The sequence below is a fragment of the Actinoplanes sp. NPDC051343 genome, assembly GCF_044455125.1.
In the GTDB taxonomy this organism is placed as follows: Bacteria; Actinomycetota; Actinomycetes; order Mycobacteriales; family Micromonosporaceae; genus Actinoplanes.
On sequence record NZ_JBITEL010000016.1, the window covers coordinates 89,724 to 104,625 of the forward strand.

The 14,902-nt window shown below is 70.9% G+C and carries 15 protein-coding genes; 12 read left to right on the plus strand and 3 right to left on the minus strand.

Annotated features, from left to right (window positions below; genetic code table 11):
• Positions 1-8 precede the first annotated feature (8 nt).
• A complete protein-coding gene (locus ACIA5C_RS40195) occupies positions 9-2,780 on the minus strand; it encodes a P-loop NTPase fold protein (protein WP_396064855.1) in 2,772 nt (923 codons plus the stop codon).
• A 374-nt stretch (positions 2,781-3,154) separates the two neighbouring features.
• Here ACIA5C_RS40195 and ACIA5C_RS40200 point away from each other — a divergent pair, with 374 nt between their 5' ends.
• The 10 genes from ACIA5C_RS40200 (at position 3,155) to ACIA5C_RS40245 (ending at position 10,729) form a co-directional block, all read left to right on the plus strand.
• Positions 3,155-3,760, plus strand: a complete 606-nt coding sequence (locus tag ACIA5C_RS40200) for a CDP-alcohol phosphatidyltransferase family protein (protein ID WP_396064857.1) — start codon at positions 3,155-3,157, stop codon at positions 3,758-3,760.
• On the plus strand, positions 3,757-4,731 hold the full coding sequence (locus ACIA5C_RS40205) for a DUF881 domain-containing protein (protein WP_396064859.1): 975 nt from the start codon (positions 3,757-3,759) through the stop codon (positions 4,729-4,731). Before ACIA5C_RS40200 ends, ACIA5C_RS40205 begins: the two co-directional genes overlap by 4 nt.
• The gene (locus ACIA5C_RS40210) at positions 4,728-5,060 is read left to right on the plus strand and encodes a small basic family protein (protein ID WP_364110623.1); all 333 of its coding nucleotides are present in this window, start codon (positions 4,728-4,730) and stop codon (positions 5,058-5,060) included. The genes ACIA5C_RS40205 and ACIA5C_RS40210 overlap by 4 nt, the downstream gene beginning before the upstream one ends.
• A gap of 207 nt (positions 5,061-5,267) precedes the next feature.
• The gene (locus ACIA5C_RS40215) at positions 5,268-6,926 is read left to right on the plus strand and encodes a DUF881 domain-containing protein (RefSeq protein WP_396064861.1); all 1,659 of its coding nucleotides are present in this window, start codon (positions 5,268-5,270) and stop codon (positions 6,924-6,926) included.
• 28 nt (positions 6,927-6,954) lie between these two features.
• On the plus strand, positions 6,955-7,335 hold the full coding sequence (gcvH, locus tag ACIA5C_RS40220) for a glycine cleavage system protein GcvH (RefSeq protein ID WP_396064863.1): 381 nt from the start codon (positions 6,955-6,957) through the stop codon (positions 7,333-7,335).
• Between the two features lie 168 nt (positions 7,336-7,503).
• Positions 7,504-7,956 carry an FHA domain-containing protein gene (locus tag ACIA5C_RS40225; RefSeq protein ID WP_396064865.1) on the plus strand — a complete coding sequence of 151 codons (453 nt, stop codon included), beginning with the start codon at positions 7,504-7,506 and terminating at the stop codon, positions 7,954-7,956.
• Between the two features lie 65 nt (positions 7,957-8,021).
• Entirely contained in the window at positions 8,022-8,690 is a 669-nt protein-coding gene (locus tag ACIA5C_RS40230; protein WP_396064867.1) for a MerR family transcriptional regulator, read from the plus strand.
• 120 nt (positions 8,691-8,810) lie between these two features.
• Positions 8,811-9,275 carry a bifunctional nuclease family protein gene (locus tag ACIA5C_RS40235; protein WP_396064870.1) on the plus strand — a complete coding sequence of 155 codons (465 nt, stop codon included), beginning with the start codon at positions 8,811-8,813 and terminating at the stop codon, positions 9,273-9,275.
• Between the two features lie 174 nt (positions 9,276-9,449).
• Positions 9,450-10,001, plus strand: coding sequence for a MerR family transcriptional regulator (locus ACIA5C_RS40240; RefSeq protein ID WP_396064872.1), 552 nt, complete (start codon positions 9,450-9,452; stop codon positions 9,999-10,001).
• A 116-nt stretch (positions 10,002-10,117) separates the two neighbouring features.
• Complete coding sequence (locus ACIA5C_RS40245) at positions 10,118-10,729, plus strand: methyltransferase domain-containing protein (protein ID WP_396064874.1); 612 nt, start codon at positions 10,118-10,120, stop codon at positions 10,727-10,729.
• Here ACIA5C_RS40245 and ACIA5C_RS40250 read toward each other — a convergent pair.
• Positions 10,683-12,584: a Na+/H+ antiporter NhaA gene (locus tag ACIA5C_RS40250; RefSeq protein WP_396064876.1), complete on the minus strand. Its 1,902-nt coding sequence runs from the start codon at positions 12,582-12,584 to the stop codon at positions 10,683-10,685. The two genes, ACIA5C_RS40245 and ACIA5C_RS40250, sit on opposite strands and share 47 nt — an antisense overlap.
• Before the next feature lie 72 nt (positions 12,585-12,656).
• Between ACIA5C_RS40250 and ACIA5C_RS40255 the strand changes: the two genes are divergently transcribed.
• Positions 12,657-13,217 carry a CPBP family intramembrane glutamic endopeptidase gene (locus ACIA5C_RS40255; protein ID WP_396064878.1) on the plus strand — a complete coding sequence of 187 codons (561 nt, stop codon included), beginning with the start codon at positions 12,657-12,659 and terminating at the stop codon, positions 13,215-13,217.
• Positions 13,218-13,252: 35 nt separating this feature from the next.
• Entirely contained in the window at positions 13,253-13,969 is a 717-nt protein-coding gene (locus ACIA5C_RS40260) for a helix-turn-helix domain-containing protein (protein ID WP_396065262.1), read from the plus strand.
• On the opposite strand, the gene ACIA5C_RS40265 is transcribed toward ACIA5C_RS40260, so the two are convergent.
• Positions 13,947-14,882 carry an N-acetylglucosamine kinase gene (locus tag ACIA5C_RS40265; RefSeq protein WP_396064880.1) on the minus strand — a complete coding sequence of 312 codons (936 nt, stop codon included), beginning with the start codon at positions 14,880-14,882 and terminating at the stop codon, positions 13,947-13,949. The two genes, ACIA5C_RS40260 and ACIA5C_RS40265, sit on opposite strands and share 23 nt — an antisense overlap.
• Positions 14,883-14,902 lie beyond the last annotated feature (20 nt).

The following is a 14,902-nucleotide window of genomic DNA, read 5'->3' on the forward strand; positions in this document are numbered from 1 at the left end:
CCGGACGCTCAGGGCCGTCGGGGTGAAACCTGGCGGCCCTGGATCGAATCAGCGAGCTCTCCGGTGTGGAAGGAGTAACGGGAGACGATGGGGACCCAGCGCCTGATCCGATCGATGGTCATCGGCTCGGTGAGTTCGGGCAGCACCTCGGTGAGCCCGTCCCGCAGCCGCCCGTGATCCAGTTGGGCGACGAATTCGGCCCACGGCTGGGCCGCGTCCGCGACGAGCACGTCGGCGAACAGGCCCACTGCCTCCTGTGGCATCCCGACGAGGACAGCGAGCAGCACTACCACGCCCTGATAGTCGTGCTCGACCACGTACGCGGCCATGGTCTCCTCGGACAGCATCGCCCGGGTGAGCCGGTAGAGGTTGACCAGGCGTTTCGCCGCTCGCGGCGTCGAGATCAAGGGACCCATCGCGGCCAGCAGCTCGCGTTCGGCCCCTGCCATCTTCAACGTACGAAACTTGTGGCGGCGGCGGAGGACCAGATCCGGAGCAGGGTCTGGCGTGACCGGCGCGGCGCCAGGGGCCCGCTCAGTCGTCAGCGCGTCCGGCCCGGCGATCACCCGCGAGGAGAGCTCCGGCGATGGATCCGCGGCCGGGGCGACCAGGGTGTCGATCAACCGTCCGAAGTCCTCGGGCAGCATGGGCGAGATGTTGAACGGGATCTGGAAGATCTTCTCGAGGTAGTTGATCGGCGTGGCCGCCCAGTGCCGCGTCTCCGCGGCGCCGGCCCTTTTGCGGCCCAGGACGCGCTCGAAGTGGAGATCGAGCGACCCGAGCATCCATCGCGGGTCGACCGCGACCACCACCACGAACAGCGGCAGGCCCAGCAGCAGGTGGACCGCCTGTAACACCTCGACGACCCGGTCGGGAGCGCACCGGTCGAGGTCGTCCACGTACAGCACGATCCGCTCCAGCGGCCGCGGCGACAGCTCGAAGTCGGCCTGCGTCAGAAGCTCGGCCAGACGGTCGAAGTCGCGCCGGACGGTAGCGATGATGCCCAGCTGCCCCCGGTAGTCGGTGCTCTCGCTGCGCTCCCGGACGAACGAGGCCAGCTGCCGGCCCGACTCGGCGTCCTCCAGAGCCTGCGCGGCGGCGTCCCTGCGGGCCTGCGTCGCCGCGAGCTCAGCTCGCAGCTCGGCCTCCTTGGACTCCAGGTCCTGCAGCTCGGCCAGCATCGCCGACTCCTCGCGCGCCTGCCGGTCGCGGACTTCCTGTTCCACCTGGGCCGCCTTGTCCGCCACCGACTCGGCGATCCCGGCAACTTTGCCGACCAGGTGCAGCGCGTGGCGCGCCCCGGCGGCGAGCGGGATCGCACCGGCCACGAATGCGGCGAAGACCTGCACGACGCCGTTCGCGAATCGGTCCACCACCAGCGGAACGACGACGCAAAGAATCGCGGCGGCGGCCCCGGCGAGCCAGAACCAGGTCGTCAGACGGCCGCGGTCCCTGGCGCGGACCAGGCTCCACAACCGTCCCAGTCGCTGGATGAGCGTCGCGGTGTCGTCCGCCGCGCGGCGCAGTTCCTGCAGCTCCGCGCCCGCTTGCAGGTCGAGCTGCGCGCGGGCCTCGGACAGGCGTTTCTGCATCCCGGCGTCGGCCAGGACCAACTCGCCGACCGCCTGCATGGTGCGGAGTACCTGACGGTCGTGGCTGCGCTCCGCGCGAACCTTCTCCAGGTCACCAGAGACCTGAGCCACTGCCGCCTCGGCTGCCGCGTACCGGGCTCTTGCCTCGTCGAGCTGTTCGCGGGTGGTCTCGAGTTCCTGCACGAGCAGCCGGCGCTGGCCGGCCCAGCGTTCCTGCGCCTCGGCGCCGCTCTCACCATGCCGGGGCTCCGCCAGTTCGGCGAAGATGGCGGAGACCAGGCTCGCCCACAAGTTGGCGTCGGTGTAATGCCAGGCGTTGAACACGATTTGCCGCACCTGGCGGCACACAGGTTCCTCGCTTGCCGGGTCGGTCGTCATCTCCCGGATGAGCTCGCGCAGTTTTTCCAGGAAGAACGTTTTGCCGGTCCCCCAGTCGCCGAACAGCCCGACCGACATCGGTGGCGCGGTGCTGCGGGCCGCGATGAGTAGCGCGAGGGCCTCGACCTCGGCATCCCGGTGGAGGAGGTCCTCGCCGGTGGCGGCGTCCGACGCGTACCCGGAGTAGATTCCGCCGCTCCGGCGCCGTTGCGTCGGGCGGACCGGCCGGTACGACCGGGACAGGTCCGGCGGTCGCAGCTTCAGAATCGCTTCGGCCGAGAGCATGACGATGTCCTGACCGGACTCGTTCGCCCTCAGCCGGACCACGATGCCCAGGACCTCGCCGTCCGCCGCCATGACCGGAGCACCGCTGAACCCGGGCTCGACCGAACCCGCGGTGACGTGGATCTGCACCATGTCGGCGCCCAAGCGGCCGGCAATCGTCCCCTGCACCCAGTCGCCGCCCGGAGATTGTCGCGTTACGCCGAAGGCGCGTACCTGTTCGCCGGGACTGACTCGCGAGATCAACGTGGCCGGCCGCATCCGCGGTCGCGGCCCGGTGAAGCGGAGGATGGCCAGATCCGGACCGGGCTCGTCGTCCCCCGGACGACCGGAGACCAGCACCTCCGCGCGATAAGTGTCGTTACCGGGCGCCCCGAGGAGAGTGAGGGTCGCCGCTGACAGTTGTCCGACGACGTGGGCGGGGGTCGCGACGGTGTCGACGCCGATCAGGAGGGCCGTACCCCTGACCTGGCCCTTGTCGTCGGCGACCGCGAAGATGCCGGGTGGCTGATCGGCGGGCGCGGTCATGCCCGAAACACTAGAGGGCGCGGTCAGCGCGTTCCGTCCTGCTGCTCGTCGGGCGCAAGCGCCGGACTCCACACATTCCGGGCGGTAGAAGGGTCAGCCCCGATACGGTGAGCCACGCTCCAGCCCCAGTGCGGCATCGGGCGCCTCGAGGAAATCTAGGATCCTAGGATGCCGTCCGCAGTGTGACGTGAGTGATCCGGGACGGCGGGTAGCGGAAGGGATGAACGGAGCTGGTTATAGTTGCTCCGCGAGATTCCGGGTTTGCATGCCCGGCAGTCGGGGGACTGCCGGCCGGCCCGGCCTTTCCGCGATCGCCCACTCGGCGGGAGGGCGGCTCGCAGGGGGTGTCTTGCCTAGGGGGAGAGGAAGTCGCGATGTCGCAGCAGGCTGCGCCGCCGCCAATCGTCGCTTCCAACCGGATCTGGACGATTCCTAACGTCATCAGTTTCATCCGGCTGCTCGGGGTGCCGCTCTTCCTGTACCTGCTGCTCGGGCCGCACCACGACGTGGCCGCCGTGATCGTCCTGGCGATCGGCGGCACCACCGACTGGGTCGACGGGTTCGTGGCGCGGCGGATGAACTCGGTGTCGCGGCTCGGGGAGCTGCTCGACCCGTTCGCCGACCGGCTCTACATTTTGGCGACGCTGATCGGGTTCACCGTGCGGGGCGTCGTGCCGTACTGGCTGACCGGAGCCCTGCTGCTGCGGGAGGCCGTGCTGGCCGTCGCGCTGGTGGTGCTGCGGCGCCACGGCTACGGGCCGCCGCCGGTGCACTACGTGGGCAAGACCGGCACGTTCGTGCTGCTCGCGGCGCTCCCGGCGATCCTGCTCGCCCGGGCCGTCCCGTCGATCGACTCGTGGATGGGCCCGGTCGGGTGGGGGCTCGCGTGGTGGGCGCTCGCGCTCTACTGGGCGGCCGGCGTGCTCTACCTGGCCCAGACCGCGCAGCTGTTGCGGGCCGACCGGCTGGCCGCGGGATGACAAGCCCGGAGAACGTGACGGCCGCGCAGGCCAGCGGAGGTCTGGCCGGCGCGCGCCCGCCCGATCCGGACGGCAGCGGGGGCCCCGCGAAGCGGACGTTCACCCCCGACTTCCTCACCGAGCTTTTCCGGAACCCGCTCGACCCCGGCTACGCCGACGCGGCGGCCCGCAAGGCCCGGGACGGCGAGCCGGTCGGTGCGCGCCGGTGGACGACCAGCGCGGTGGCCGTGGTGACCCTGATCGGACTCGGCTTCCTGCTGGTCGTGGCCTACCAGCAGACGGTGGCGGACGAGCCGGCCGCGACCAAGGCGCGCACCGCGCTGATCGACCAGGTGCAGCGGCGCCGGGGCGAGACCGAGCAGCTGCAGAAGCAGGCCGACCAGCTCAACAGCGACGTGTCGGCGCTGCGCGAGAAGGAACTCGGCGGGGCCGCGGTGGCCCAGCTCAAGGACCTCGAGTCGCAGACCGGGCTGGCACCGGTGCGCGGCTCCGGCGCCAAGATCACATTGCGCGACGGTCCGACGCCGGTCAACCCGCTGACCGGCGAGAAGAACACGGCCGGCCAGGTCAAGGACACCGACCTCCAACTCGCGACCAACGCTTTGTGGTCGCTCGGGGCCGAGGCGATCACGATCAACGGGCAGCGGCTGACCGCGACGTCGACGATCCGCCAGGCCGGCGAGGCGATCCTGGTCGACTTCCGGCCGGTCAGCACGCCGTACGAGGTGATCGCGATCGGGCCCGCCGACCTCGCCAAGAACTTCCAGGGCGGCTACGCGGGCAAGTTCTTCAAGGAGCTCGTCAGCAAGTACGGGATGTCGTTCGCCGCGGCGAAGGCGAAGGACGTCACCCTCGACGCGGCGACCGAGCTCAAGCTGCGCGTGGCGGTTCCTTCGACGCCACCACCCAGTCCGTCAGCATCAGCCAAGGCGGCGCAGCCGCACGACTCACCGTCGGAAGGCGGCCGATGATCGCCGTACTAGCCCTGCTCGTCGGGGTCGTCCTGGGCATCGTGGTGCACCCCACGGTGCCGAACGCCCTGCAGCCCTACCTGCCGATCGCCGTGGTGGCCGCGCTCGACGCGGTGTTCGGCGGCGTCCGCGCAAAGCTGGACGGCATCTTCGACGACAAGCAGTTCGTCGTATCGTTCATCTCGAACGTGCTGGTCGCGGCCCTGATCGTCTACCTGGGCGACCAGCTCGGCGTCGGCAGTCAGCTGTCGACGGGCGTGGTCGTCGTACTCGGTGTCCGCATCTTCGGCAACGTCGCCGCGATCCGGCGCCACCTCTTCCGGGCATAAGGCCTGACGATGAACGACCGACGAGAACCCGGCAAGCCGCGACCCGGCGACGCGGAGACCAATGTGCCGCGGCCTCCGGACGCGTCCGAAGACCTTTCCCGTACGGATGGGACACCGCCCGGCCCATCGAACTCTGATCGTCCGCCGGGGCCCCCTGGATTCCCTTCGGAAGCGCTGCCCCCGGACAGGTCCGCAGCCGTCCCGCCGGTGACCGAGCAGCCCCCGGACGAGTCGGCGGCCGTCCCGCCGGCCACCGGGCTGCCGCCGGACGAGTCCGCGGCCGCTCCGCCGGCCACCGGGCTGCCGCCGGACGAGTTCTCGGCCGTCCCGCCGGCGATCGAGCTGCCGACCGCGGGCCGCCGCCCGGCCGCGGCCACGGGCCCGATCGGTCGCCCGATCCCCCGGACCGCGACCTCGCCCAACGACGAGCCGACGACTGCTGGTGCGGGCACGGCCGGCGAGGTCGGCACCGCCGCCGATCCGGCCGACGAGGAGACGCGGTCGCTGAGCCGGCCGGTGGCGGAGGAAACCCGGTCACTGAGCCGGCCGGTGGCGGAGGAAACCCGGTCACTGGGCCGGCCGGTGGCGGAGGAGACCCGGTCGCTGAGCCGGCCGGTGGCGGAGGAGACGCGGCCGCTGAGCCGGCCGCCGCTCGACGACGGCGAGACAAGGGTGCTCCGGCCGCCGTCGACCGGGCACAAGCCGCAACCCGCTGCCGGGACGCCGCAGCCTGCTGCCGGAACGCCGCAATCTACTGCTCGGGCGCCGCAACCGTCTGGTGGGGCGCCGCGACATGCTGCTGGGGCGCCGGAAGCTGGTGCGGACACGCCGCTGCTTGGGGGCGACACGCCGTCGCCTGGGGCCGCGGGGTCGCTTTCGACGGGCCGGACGCTGAACCTCGAGGACGGGCCTACCGTCGAGCGGGAGCGGCCCGGCTCGGCTGATGATGAGCCGACGCGGCGGTTTGCGGCGTCGGGGAGTGAGCTGGGCGAGGACGGGCCGACGGAGCGGTTTGCGGCGGAGCGCCGGGACTGGGTCGGTGATGGCGAGGCGGCGACCGGGGATCGGGGTGAGCGTTCCCCCGAACGGGTGGCCGGAGTGAGTGGCATCGACGATGTTTCTGCTTCTGGGGACGGGGACGACCGCGTACAGGAAGAGGCCGGCGGTAAGCAGCCGGCTAGGAAAAAGGTGACCTCGGCCGGTGCTCTGATCTGGGTTTTGTTGTTGTTGCTGGGGTACACGCTCGTCGTGCAGCTGCGCAGCAACAACGACGATCAGGGGCTGGCTACCGCGCGGCAGGAGGATCTGGTGTCGATCCTGTCCGACCTGGAGTCGCGGGACAGCCGGCTGCAGACCGAGATCCAGTCGCTGGAGTCGAGCCAGCGGCAGCTGACTTCGGGTGTGTCGAGCCGGCAGGCGGCTTTGAGCGAGGCGGAGAAGCGGGCGGACGAGTTGGGTCTGCTGGCGGGCACGCTGCCGGGCAAGGGGCCTGGGCTCAAGATCACAATCGACAAGGTGAAGGCGTCGGAGATCCTCAACGCCGTGCAAGAGTTGCGTGGCTCGGGCGGGGAGGTGATGGAGCTGGAAGGGGTGGACGGCGCCGCGGTGCGGATCGTCGCGTCCAGTTACTTCGTCGACGCTCAGGGCGGCGGGATCGACGCCGACGGCACGCGGCTCTCCGGGCCGTGGACGCTGTGGGTGATCGGCACTCCGCAGATCATGCAGACCGCGCTCCAGATCCCCGGCGGGGTGGTGGCGTCGATTAATGGCGCCGGCGGTAGCGTGACGATGGAGACGCAAACCATGGTCGAGGTGACCGCGGTGCGCAAGGCCGGTTCTTTGCAATACGCGAAGCCTGCCTCCTGAGCAGGCCGGCGTGACAACGGAGGAATGCGTGATTCCTGGAGACCTGCGGTACACCGCGGAGCACGAATGGGTGGCCGGCGACGGCAGCGGCCCGGTGCGCGTGGGCATCACCCACTTCGCGCAGGACGCTCTCGGCGACATCGTCTTCGTCCAGCTTCCCGACGAGGGTACGGCGGTGCAGGCGGGCGACTCGCTGGGTGAGATCGAGTCGACCAAGAGCGTCTCGGAGATCTACGCGCCGATCGCCGGCACGGTGGTGGCGAAGAACGCGTCGCTCGGCGACGAGCCGGAGCTGATCAATGCCGAACCTTATGCGGCCGGCTGGCTGGTGGAGATCGTCCCCGACGATGCGGGCGATATCGGGCGGTTGCTGGATGCCGAGGCATATAAGGCTCTCACCGAGACCTGATCCTCTCAGCGAGTCCGGTTGCTTCGCGATATTGGCGCTTACTAGGCTCGCGGGGCCAACAACTGTTATTCCTTTGAAACCGATTGTCGTGCGTCCGGGCCTGACGGCCGCGGCGGGGGAGCAACCCGTGCCGCCTGGCGACGACCAACTGATCCGTGAGGTGGTCCGATGACGCGCCCAGACGACGAGTTCCCCCCGCTCGACGTCACGTCCACGCTGAACCTCGGCGCCCTCGACGAGGTGCTCGAGGGTCCCGACACCGACGTGGTGCCGAGCCGCATGTCCGGTTCGCTGCCGCCGGGCATGGCGCTGCTGGTCGTGCGCCGCGGCCCGAACGCGGGGGCCCGGTTCCTGCTCGACCACGACGTGACGACCAGCGGGCGGCACCCCGACAGCGACATCTTCCTCGACGACGTGACGGTGTCACGCCGCCACGCGGAGTTCCACCGCGACAGCGGCACGTTCACCGTGCGCGACGTCGGCTCGCTGAACGGCACCTATGTCAACCGGGAGCGGGTCGAAGCGGCCACGCTCAGCAACGGTGACGAGGTGCAGATCGGCAAGTTCCGTCTGGTGTTCATCGCCGGGCCGCGGCCCGAGGGCGAGGTCGGCCGGGCGTGACCTCGTCGGGGGCGGCCGCGCGCGACCCGGGGGCACGGCCCTCGGGTTCCCGCGAGGCTGCGCTCATGAGCATCGGGGAGGTGCTGGCCCATCTGCGCACCGAGTTCCCCGACACCACGATCTCCAAGTTGCGGTTCCTGGAGGCGGAGGGGCTGGTCGATCCCCAGCGCACCGCCTCCGGCTACCGCAAATACTCGTGGAACGACGTTGCGCGGCTGCGGTTCGTGCTGACCGCCCAGCGCGATCAGTACCTGCCGCTGCGCGTGATCCGCGAGCAGCTGGAGCGGATGGAGAACGAGCCGGCCCCGCCGGCCCGTCCCACGCTGGTCGCGGTCGGCGCCGAGAAGGCCGCCGATCCGGCCGACTCCCGGCTTCCCCGGGAGGATGTGATCGAGCGCACGGGCGTCACCGACGCCCTGCTCGACGAGCTGGAACAGATCGGCCTGGTCAGCGCCCGCCCGCCGGGGTGGTACGACGCGGACGCCGTGATCATCGTGGAGGCCGTGGTGGGCCTGACCCGCTACGGGCTCGAGGTGCGGCATCTGCGGGCCTTCCGGGCCGCGTCCGACCGCGAGGTGGGCCTGTTCACACAGCTGCTGGCGCCGCTGGTGCGGCAGAGCGACCCGGGTGCCCGTGCCCGGGCCGGTGAGACGGCGCGTGACCTGCAGGCGTTGTCGCAACGTTTGCACGCCGCGCTGGTACGAACCGGTCTGCGGGGGGAACTCGGCCGCTGAAGGGGCGCTTCAAGGGCGCCGAATGGCGGTGTGCCGCGACCGTGGGATACGGACGGCGTGCGTGTACCGTGCAGGTTAGGGGCAGCCGTGCGGGGCGGCGAGACGACACGGAGGCGGACGGTGCGCGAGCTGAGCGTTGTCGGAGTTCGGGTGGAGCTGCCGAGCAACCAGCCGATCGTCCTCCTGCGGGAGGTCGACGGTGATCGGTACCTGCCGATCTGGATCGGTGCGGTCGAGGCGACGGCGATCGCCTACGAGCAGCAGGGGGTCAAACCGGCCCGGCCGCTGACCCACGATCTGCTGCGCGACATCCTGAAGGCGCTCGAGGCGCCGCTCAAGGCGGTCGAGATCACCGAGTTGAAGGACAATGTCTTCTACGCCGATCTGCTGATCGGGGACAGCCTGCGGGTCTCGGCCCGGCCGAGCGACTCGATCGCGCTGGCGCTGCGGGTGGGCGCCCCGATCCGGTGCGCCGACCAGGTGCTGACCGAGGCGGGCATCGTCATCCCGGATGAGCAGGAGGACGAGGTCGAGAAGTTCCGCGAGTTCCTCGACCAGGTGCGGCCGGAAGATTTCGCAGGCTGAGAGCGACTGCGGCCGGTTGAGGCCGGCTGAAGCCAGCTGGGGCTGGCTGATTTCGATCACGGTCGTCGTCCGTACGCGGCGTGTCGTGGAGTTACCTCCCTCTTCTGCCGCCGTCTGAGATATACGCTCGTGAAGTCCAGGTGAAGCGGCACCGCGCAGCGGGGAGGTGGTCGCGTGCACGAGCAACCTTCCGAGGGAGCTCTTGTCGGCGAGGACGGTGAACTCGGTTATCGCGGGGTGACGGCGTGTCAGGCGGCCGGGATCAGCTATCGCCAGTTGGACTACTGGGCCCGCACCACGCTGGTCTCGCCGAGCGTCCGCAACGCCGAGGGCTCCGGCACCCAGCGCCTCTACTCCTTCCGTGACCTGGTCGTTCTCAAGGTCGTGAAGCGTCTTCTGGACGCCGGGGTCTCGCTGCAGAACATCCGCCGGGCGATCGAGGCACTGCGGTCGCGCGGGGTCGACGATCTGGCCGGCATCACGCTGATCTCGGACGGTACGACGGTCTACGAGTGCCGTTCCCCGGAAGAGGTGGTCGATCTGTTGCAGGGCGGCCAAGGTGTTTTCGGCATCGCGATCGGCGGGGCGTTCAAGGAGATTCAGGGTTCGTTGTCGCACCTGCCGGCCGAGCCGGCGGGCACCGCTCAGCCGCTGCCTCCGGCGCCGGAAGGGCCGGTTGCGGGGGACGAGCTGGCGGCGCGACGGGCGCGCCGGCGCGCGGGCTGATCACCTTCTCCGGCGGTGTCCCGAGACGCCGCCGGTCCACGTGACCCGAGGTGTACGGCTTGCCGAATCGGCAACTTCTTTGCCGCTCGGTGCCGGATCGCGGCACGCTGGCGGGCATGAGTCATGAGGAAGCCTGGGACGCTCGCTATGCCGAGTCCCAGCGCATTTGGAGCGGCAACCCGAACGTCGCCCTCGTTTCGGAGATCACGGATCTGCCGACCGGGACCGCGCTCGATCTGGGCTGCGGCGAGGGCGCCGACGCGGTGTGGCTGGCCACCCGCGGCTGGCAGGTCACCGCGGTGGACATATCTGGCGTCGCACTCGCGCGGGCGGCTGAGCACGCCGCCGCCGCGGGCGTGACGATCGACTTCCAGCGGCACGATGTGCAGGAGTCGTTCCCGGAGGGTGAATGGGACCTGGTCAGCGCTCAGTTCCTGCACTTCTGGGAAGAGTTCGACCGGGAGAAGATTTTGCGCCGGGCCGCCGCCGCGGTCGCACCCGGCGGCACGCTGCTGATCGAGGGGCACATGGATCATGGCCCGTTCGGCCACGGCGACCACGCCGAGATCCACTTCCCGGCGCCGGAAGAGGTGATCGCCGCGCTCGAACTCGGCGACGGCTGGCAGGTGCTGACCAGTGCCACCCACCCGCGCGAGCAGAACGATCAGGACGGCAACACGGTCACCCGTGTCGACGCGACGGTGAAGCTGCGGCGATCTTTGCCCTGACCCGGGCGACCCGGATCGCCTCCTTGAGCGTGTGCACGTCGTACGCCCCGTAGTGCCGCTTGCCGTTGACGAAGAACGTCGGCGTGCCCGACACCCCGCTCAGGTCGGCCGAGTCGAGGTCCTCGGTGATCCGCTCGGCCGCGGCGTGGCGCATCACGTCGTCGTGGAAGCGTTCCTGGTCGAGGCCCAGCTGCTCGGCGTACTTCATCAGGTCGATGATCCGCAGCCTGTCCTGGTGGGCGAGCAGCACATCGTGCATCTCCCAGAAACTGCCCTGTGCGGCTGCGGCCTCGGCCGCCTCGGCGGCCAGCTGGGCCTGCGGGTGCACGTCGCTGAGCGGCAGGTGACGCCACACGTACCGCAGGTCGACGTCGGTCAGCAGCTCGCGCACCACCGGTTCGGCGCGGCCGCAGTACGGGCATTGGAAGTCGCCGTACTCGACCAGCGTCACCGAGGCGTCGGCTGGGCCGCGGGTGTGGTCGCGTTCCGGGTCGACCTCGGGGATCAGGTCGGTGAGCTGGTCGGCGTCGCCCAGCAGCAGGACCGCCTTGCGGGCCTTCGGCATCGAGCTCACGGCCCGGAAGATGCCCCAGGTCAGCACCGACGCGGCCACCCCGCCGGCGAGCAGGCCCAGTTTTGCCTCGGCCAGCTGGGGGCCTTTCAGCGCCAGGTCGGCGATCAGGAACGACACCGTGAACCCGATGCCCGCGATCGTGCCGGTGCCGGCCACCGAGGCCCAGCCCACGGCCGGCCGGATCGTGCCCTTGCTCAGCCATGTCACGAGACCGGAGACGCCGGCGATCGCCAGCGGCTTGCCGACGACGTACGCGATGAAGACGCCCAGCGTGATCGACGACGTGACCGCGACGCCGAGGAATTTGGCGTCGATCGCGATGCCGGCGTTGGCCAGGCCGAACAGCGGCACGATCAGATAGCTGCTCCAGCCCTGGTAGACCCGGGTCAGCCGGTCGTTGGGGGAGAGCGTCTGGGTCAGGCCGAGCCGGGCGAAGCGGGCCAGTTCGGCGGTCGGCTGCTCGCGGAACGAGCGGAACAGGTTGCTGGCCTGTTCCAGGTCGCCGCGGGCCGGGGTGTATGCCGCGGCGGTCAGGCCGAGCGCTAGGCCGGAGACGACCGGGTCGATGCCGCTCGCCAGCATCGCGCCCCAGACGACGAGGCCGAACGGCACGTACACGAAGCCGCTGCGTACCTTGAGCCACCGCAACACGAACGTCAGCCCGTAGACGATCACGGCGATCAGCAGCGGCATCGGCCGGATCTCGTCGGTGTAGGCGACCGCGATGACGATCAGCGCCACGACGTCGTCGACCACCGCGACGGTCACCAGGAACAGGCGTGCCTGGTCGGGTACCCGGCGGCCGACCAGCGCGAGCAGGCCGAGCGCGAGCGCGGTGTCGGTCGACATCGCCACACCCCAGGCGTGGCCGCCCGTCCCGGCGTGGTTGGCGACCAGGAAGATCGTGATCGGGATGATCATTCCGACGACGCCGGCCGCCGCCGGCAGGATGAACCGGCGCCGGTCGCGCAGATCACCGAGGTCGAACTCGCGCCGCGCCTCCAGTCCGACGACGAGGAAGAACAGCGTCATCAGGCCGCTGTTGACCCACTCGCGCAGTGTCAGGTCGATGCGGGAGCCGTCGAAGTCGAGCGCGAACTCGAGGTGCCAGAACCGCTCGTACGATCCGTCGGCCAGGTTGGCCCAGAGCAGCGCGGCCACGATCGCGGTCAGCAGCACGCCCGCGCTGCCGGCCTCGGTGCCCAGGAAGCGGCGCAGTGGGGTGCCCACCTTCCTCGACCAGGTGGTGCGCCCTTCCATCGCGGTTGCGGTGTCGGTCACGGCTACACCCAACCATGCGCGACCTGCGAATCGCTACGGAGAGCGGGGGGTGACGGACAAGACTCGTGAGCTATGCGACTGGCCCTCACCGCGGTGCTCCTGGTGGCCTTCTTTCTCGTCCGCGGGCGCGCTCCGTTGATCACCGGCCCGGTGTTCGCGGTGCTGTTCCTGATGATCGGCGGGTGTCCGGTCGGCGGCGTCGGCTGGGCGGCCGGCTGCCTCGTCCTGACCGTCCTCGGCTATGCCGCGGCGCTGCTGATTCCGTTCACCCGGCGGTTGTTTCGCGATCCCCGCTACCGGATGCCGCTGGGCCGGGCCCTTTACACCGCGCTGATCGCCGTTCCGCTCTCGACCGTGGCGGTCGAGGAGGCCGCCTTCCGCGGGGCGCTGTGGCCGGTCGCGTGGGCGACGCCGCTGCTGTTCGGCCTCTGGCACGTGCTGCCCGGCACCCGCGCCAACGCCGCCGCGCCGAACCGGTGGGCGACGTTCGCGTTCACGTTCGCGGCCGGTGTGGTGTTCGCGCTGCTGCGGCACTTCTCGGGCGGGCTGCTGGCGCCGTTCGTGCTGCACTGGGCGGCCAACGGGCTCGGCGTGGTGGCGTCCTCGCTCAACCGCTCCGATCGTCGGGAGTGAACGCTATGGTCGATGCGGAATGCCAGGAGGTGGCGATGCCGGGAGGCCGGCTCACGCAGCAGGAACGCCAGCAGATCGCGCTGGGGGTGGCCGACGGCCTCGCCTACGCGGAGATCGCCCGGCGTCTCGACCGTCCGACGTCGACGGTCACGCGCGAGGTGATGCGCAACGGCGGCCCGGCCGGTTACCGCGCCGACCTGGCCCATCGCGCGACCGAGCGGCGCACCCACCGCCGCGCGCGGGCCACCTCGCGGGCCGCGGCCGCCTCCGCGCTTCCGCACGGGCGCGACCCCCGGGCCGTCCGCGACTACGAGGAGGCGTTCGCGACCGTCTTCATGCAGTCGGGACTGCCCCGCATGCCGGCCCGCGTGCAGGCCGCCCTCTACACCAGCGACTCGGGCAGCCTGACCGCGGCCGAACTCGTGCAGACCCTCGAGGTCAGCCCGGCGACCGTCTCCAAGGCGATCGCCCTGCTCGAAAACCTGGGCCTGGTCCGCCGGGAGCGCGACGAGCGCCGCCGCGAGCGCTACGTCGTCGACTCCGAGGTGTGGTACCAGTCGATGATCTCCAGTGCGAAGGCGAACACGACGTTCTCCGACACCGCGCGCCAGGGCATCGCCGTCCTCGGACCGGGCACCCCGGCCGCCGTGCGCCTGGAAAACATCGCCCGCTTCATGGACTTCGTGGCCGAGAGCATCGTGCGGGCGGCCGAGCAGGCCCGCGAGATCCTCAACGAGCCCGCGAAGGACTGACCGGCCCGCCGGACAGGAGGGCCGCGTGCAGGGCGGCCGGCTTCAGTGGGCCGAGGTGACGGGCCGCGAGCCAGGCGGCCCCGGCGGCCGGATCGCGCGCGGTGCCGGTCGGCACCTCGCGCTTCACGAGTACGCCGAGGACGCCGTCCCGTACCGGGGTGTCCGCGACGAGCAGGCCACCGGCCAGCACGACCGGCCCCGGGGCGGCGAGTTCGTCGAGCGTGGCGATCAGGTGGCCGACGGCCGAGGCGATGATCCGGGCCGCGCCGGGTGCTCCCTCCCGGGCCGCCGTGCAGACGGGCGGGGTCAGCGCGCCGATCTCGCCGAACGGCAGGCTCTGGGCCCAGCGGACGGCCTCCTCGGGCGAGCGGGCGCCCGAGCGGGCGGCGACCAGCCGGCCCAGCGGGCTCGACCAGTCGCGTACCGCCGCCCGTACGGTCTGCAGCCCGATCCAGCGTCCCGAGCCCTCGTCGCCGAGCAGCCAGCCCAGGCCGTCGGCGGTGGCGGTCACCCGGTAGCCGGTGATGCGGGCGGCGATCGCTCCGGTGCCGGCGATCAGGACGGTGCCGGACGGGTCGGGTGCGCCGGCGGCGAACGCGGTCACCACGTCGCCGACGATGGTCAGCGGGCAGGTCAGGCCCAGTTCGCGCCACATCGGAACGAGCACGAGCGCGGCCGGGTCGGAGGCGGACGCGACGCCGGAGACGCCCAGGACCGCGGCGGTCACCGAGGTCGGGCTGAGATGGGCCAGGGCCTGTCTTATCGCCGTACCGATGGCGACGGCCGCCGCGGAGCCGGCGGAGATCGGGTTGCCCGGACCGGCCGTGCCGCGGCCGACGACGGTGCCGTCCGACGTGGCCAGGACGGCGCGCGAGGCGGTGCCGCCGGCGTCCACCCCGAGCACGAGATTCATGGTGGAAATCGAAACATATG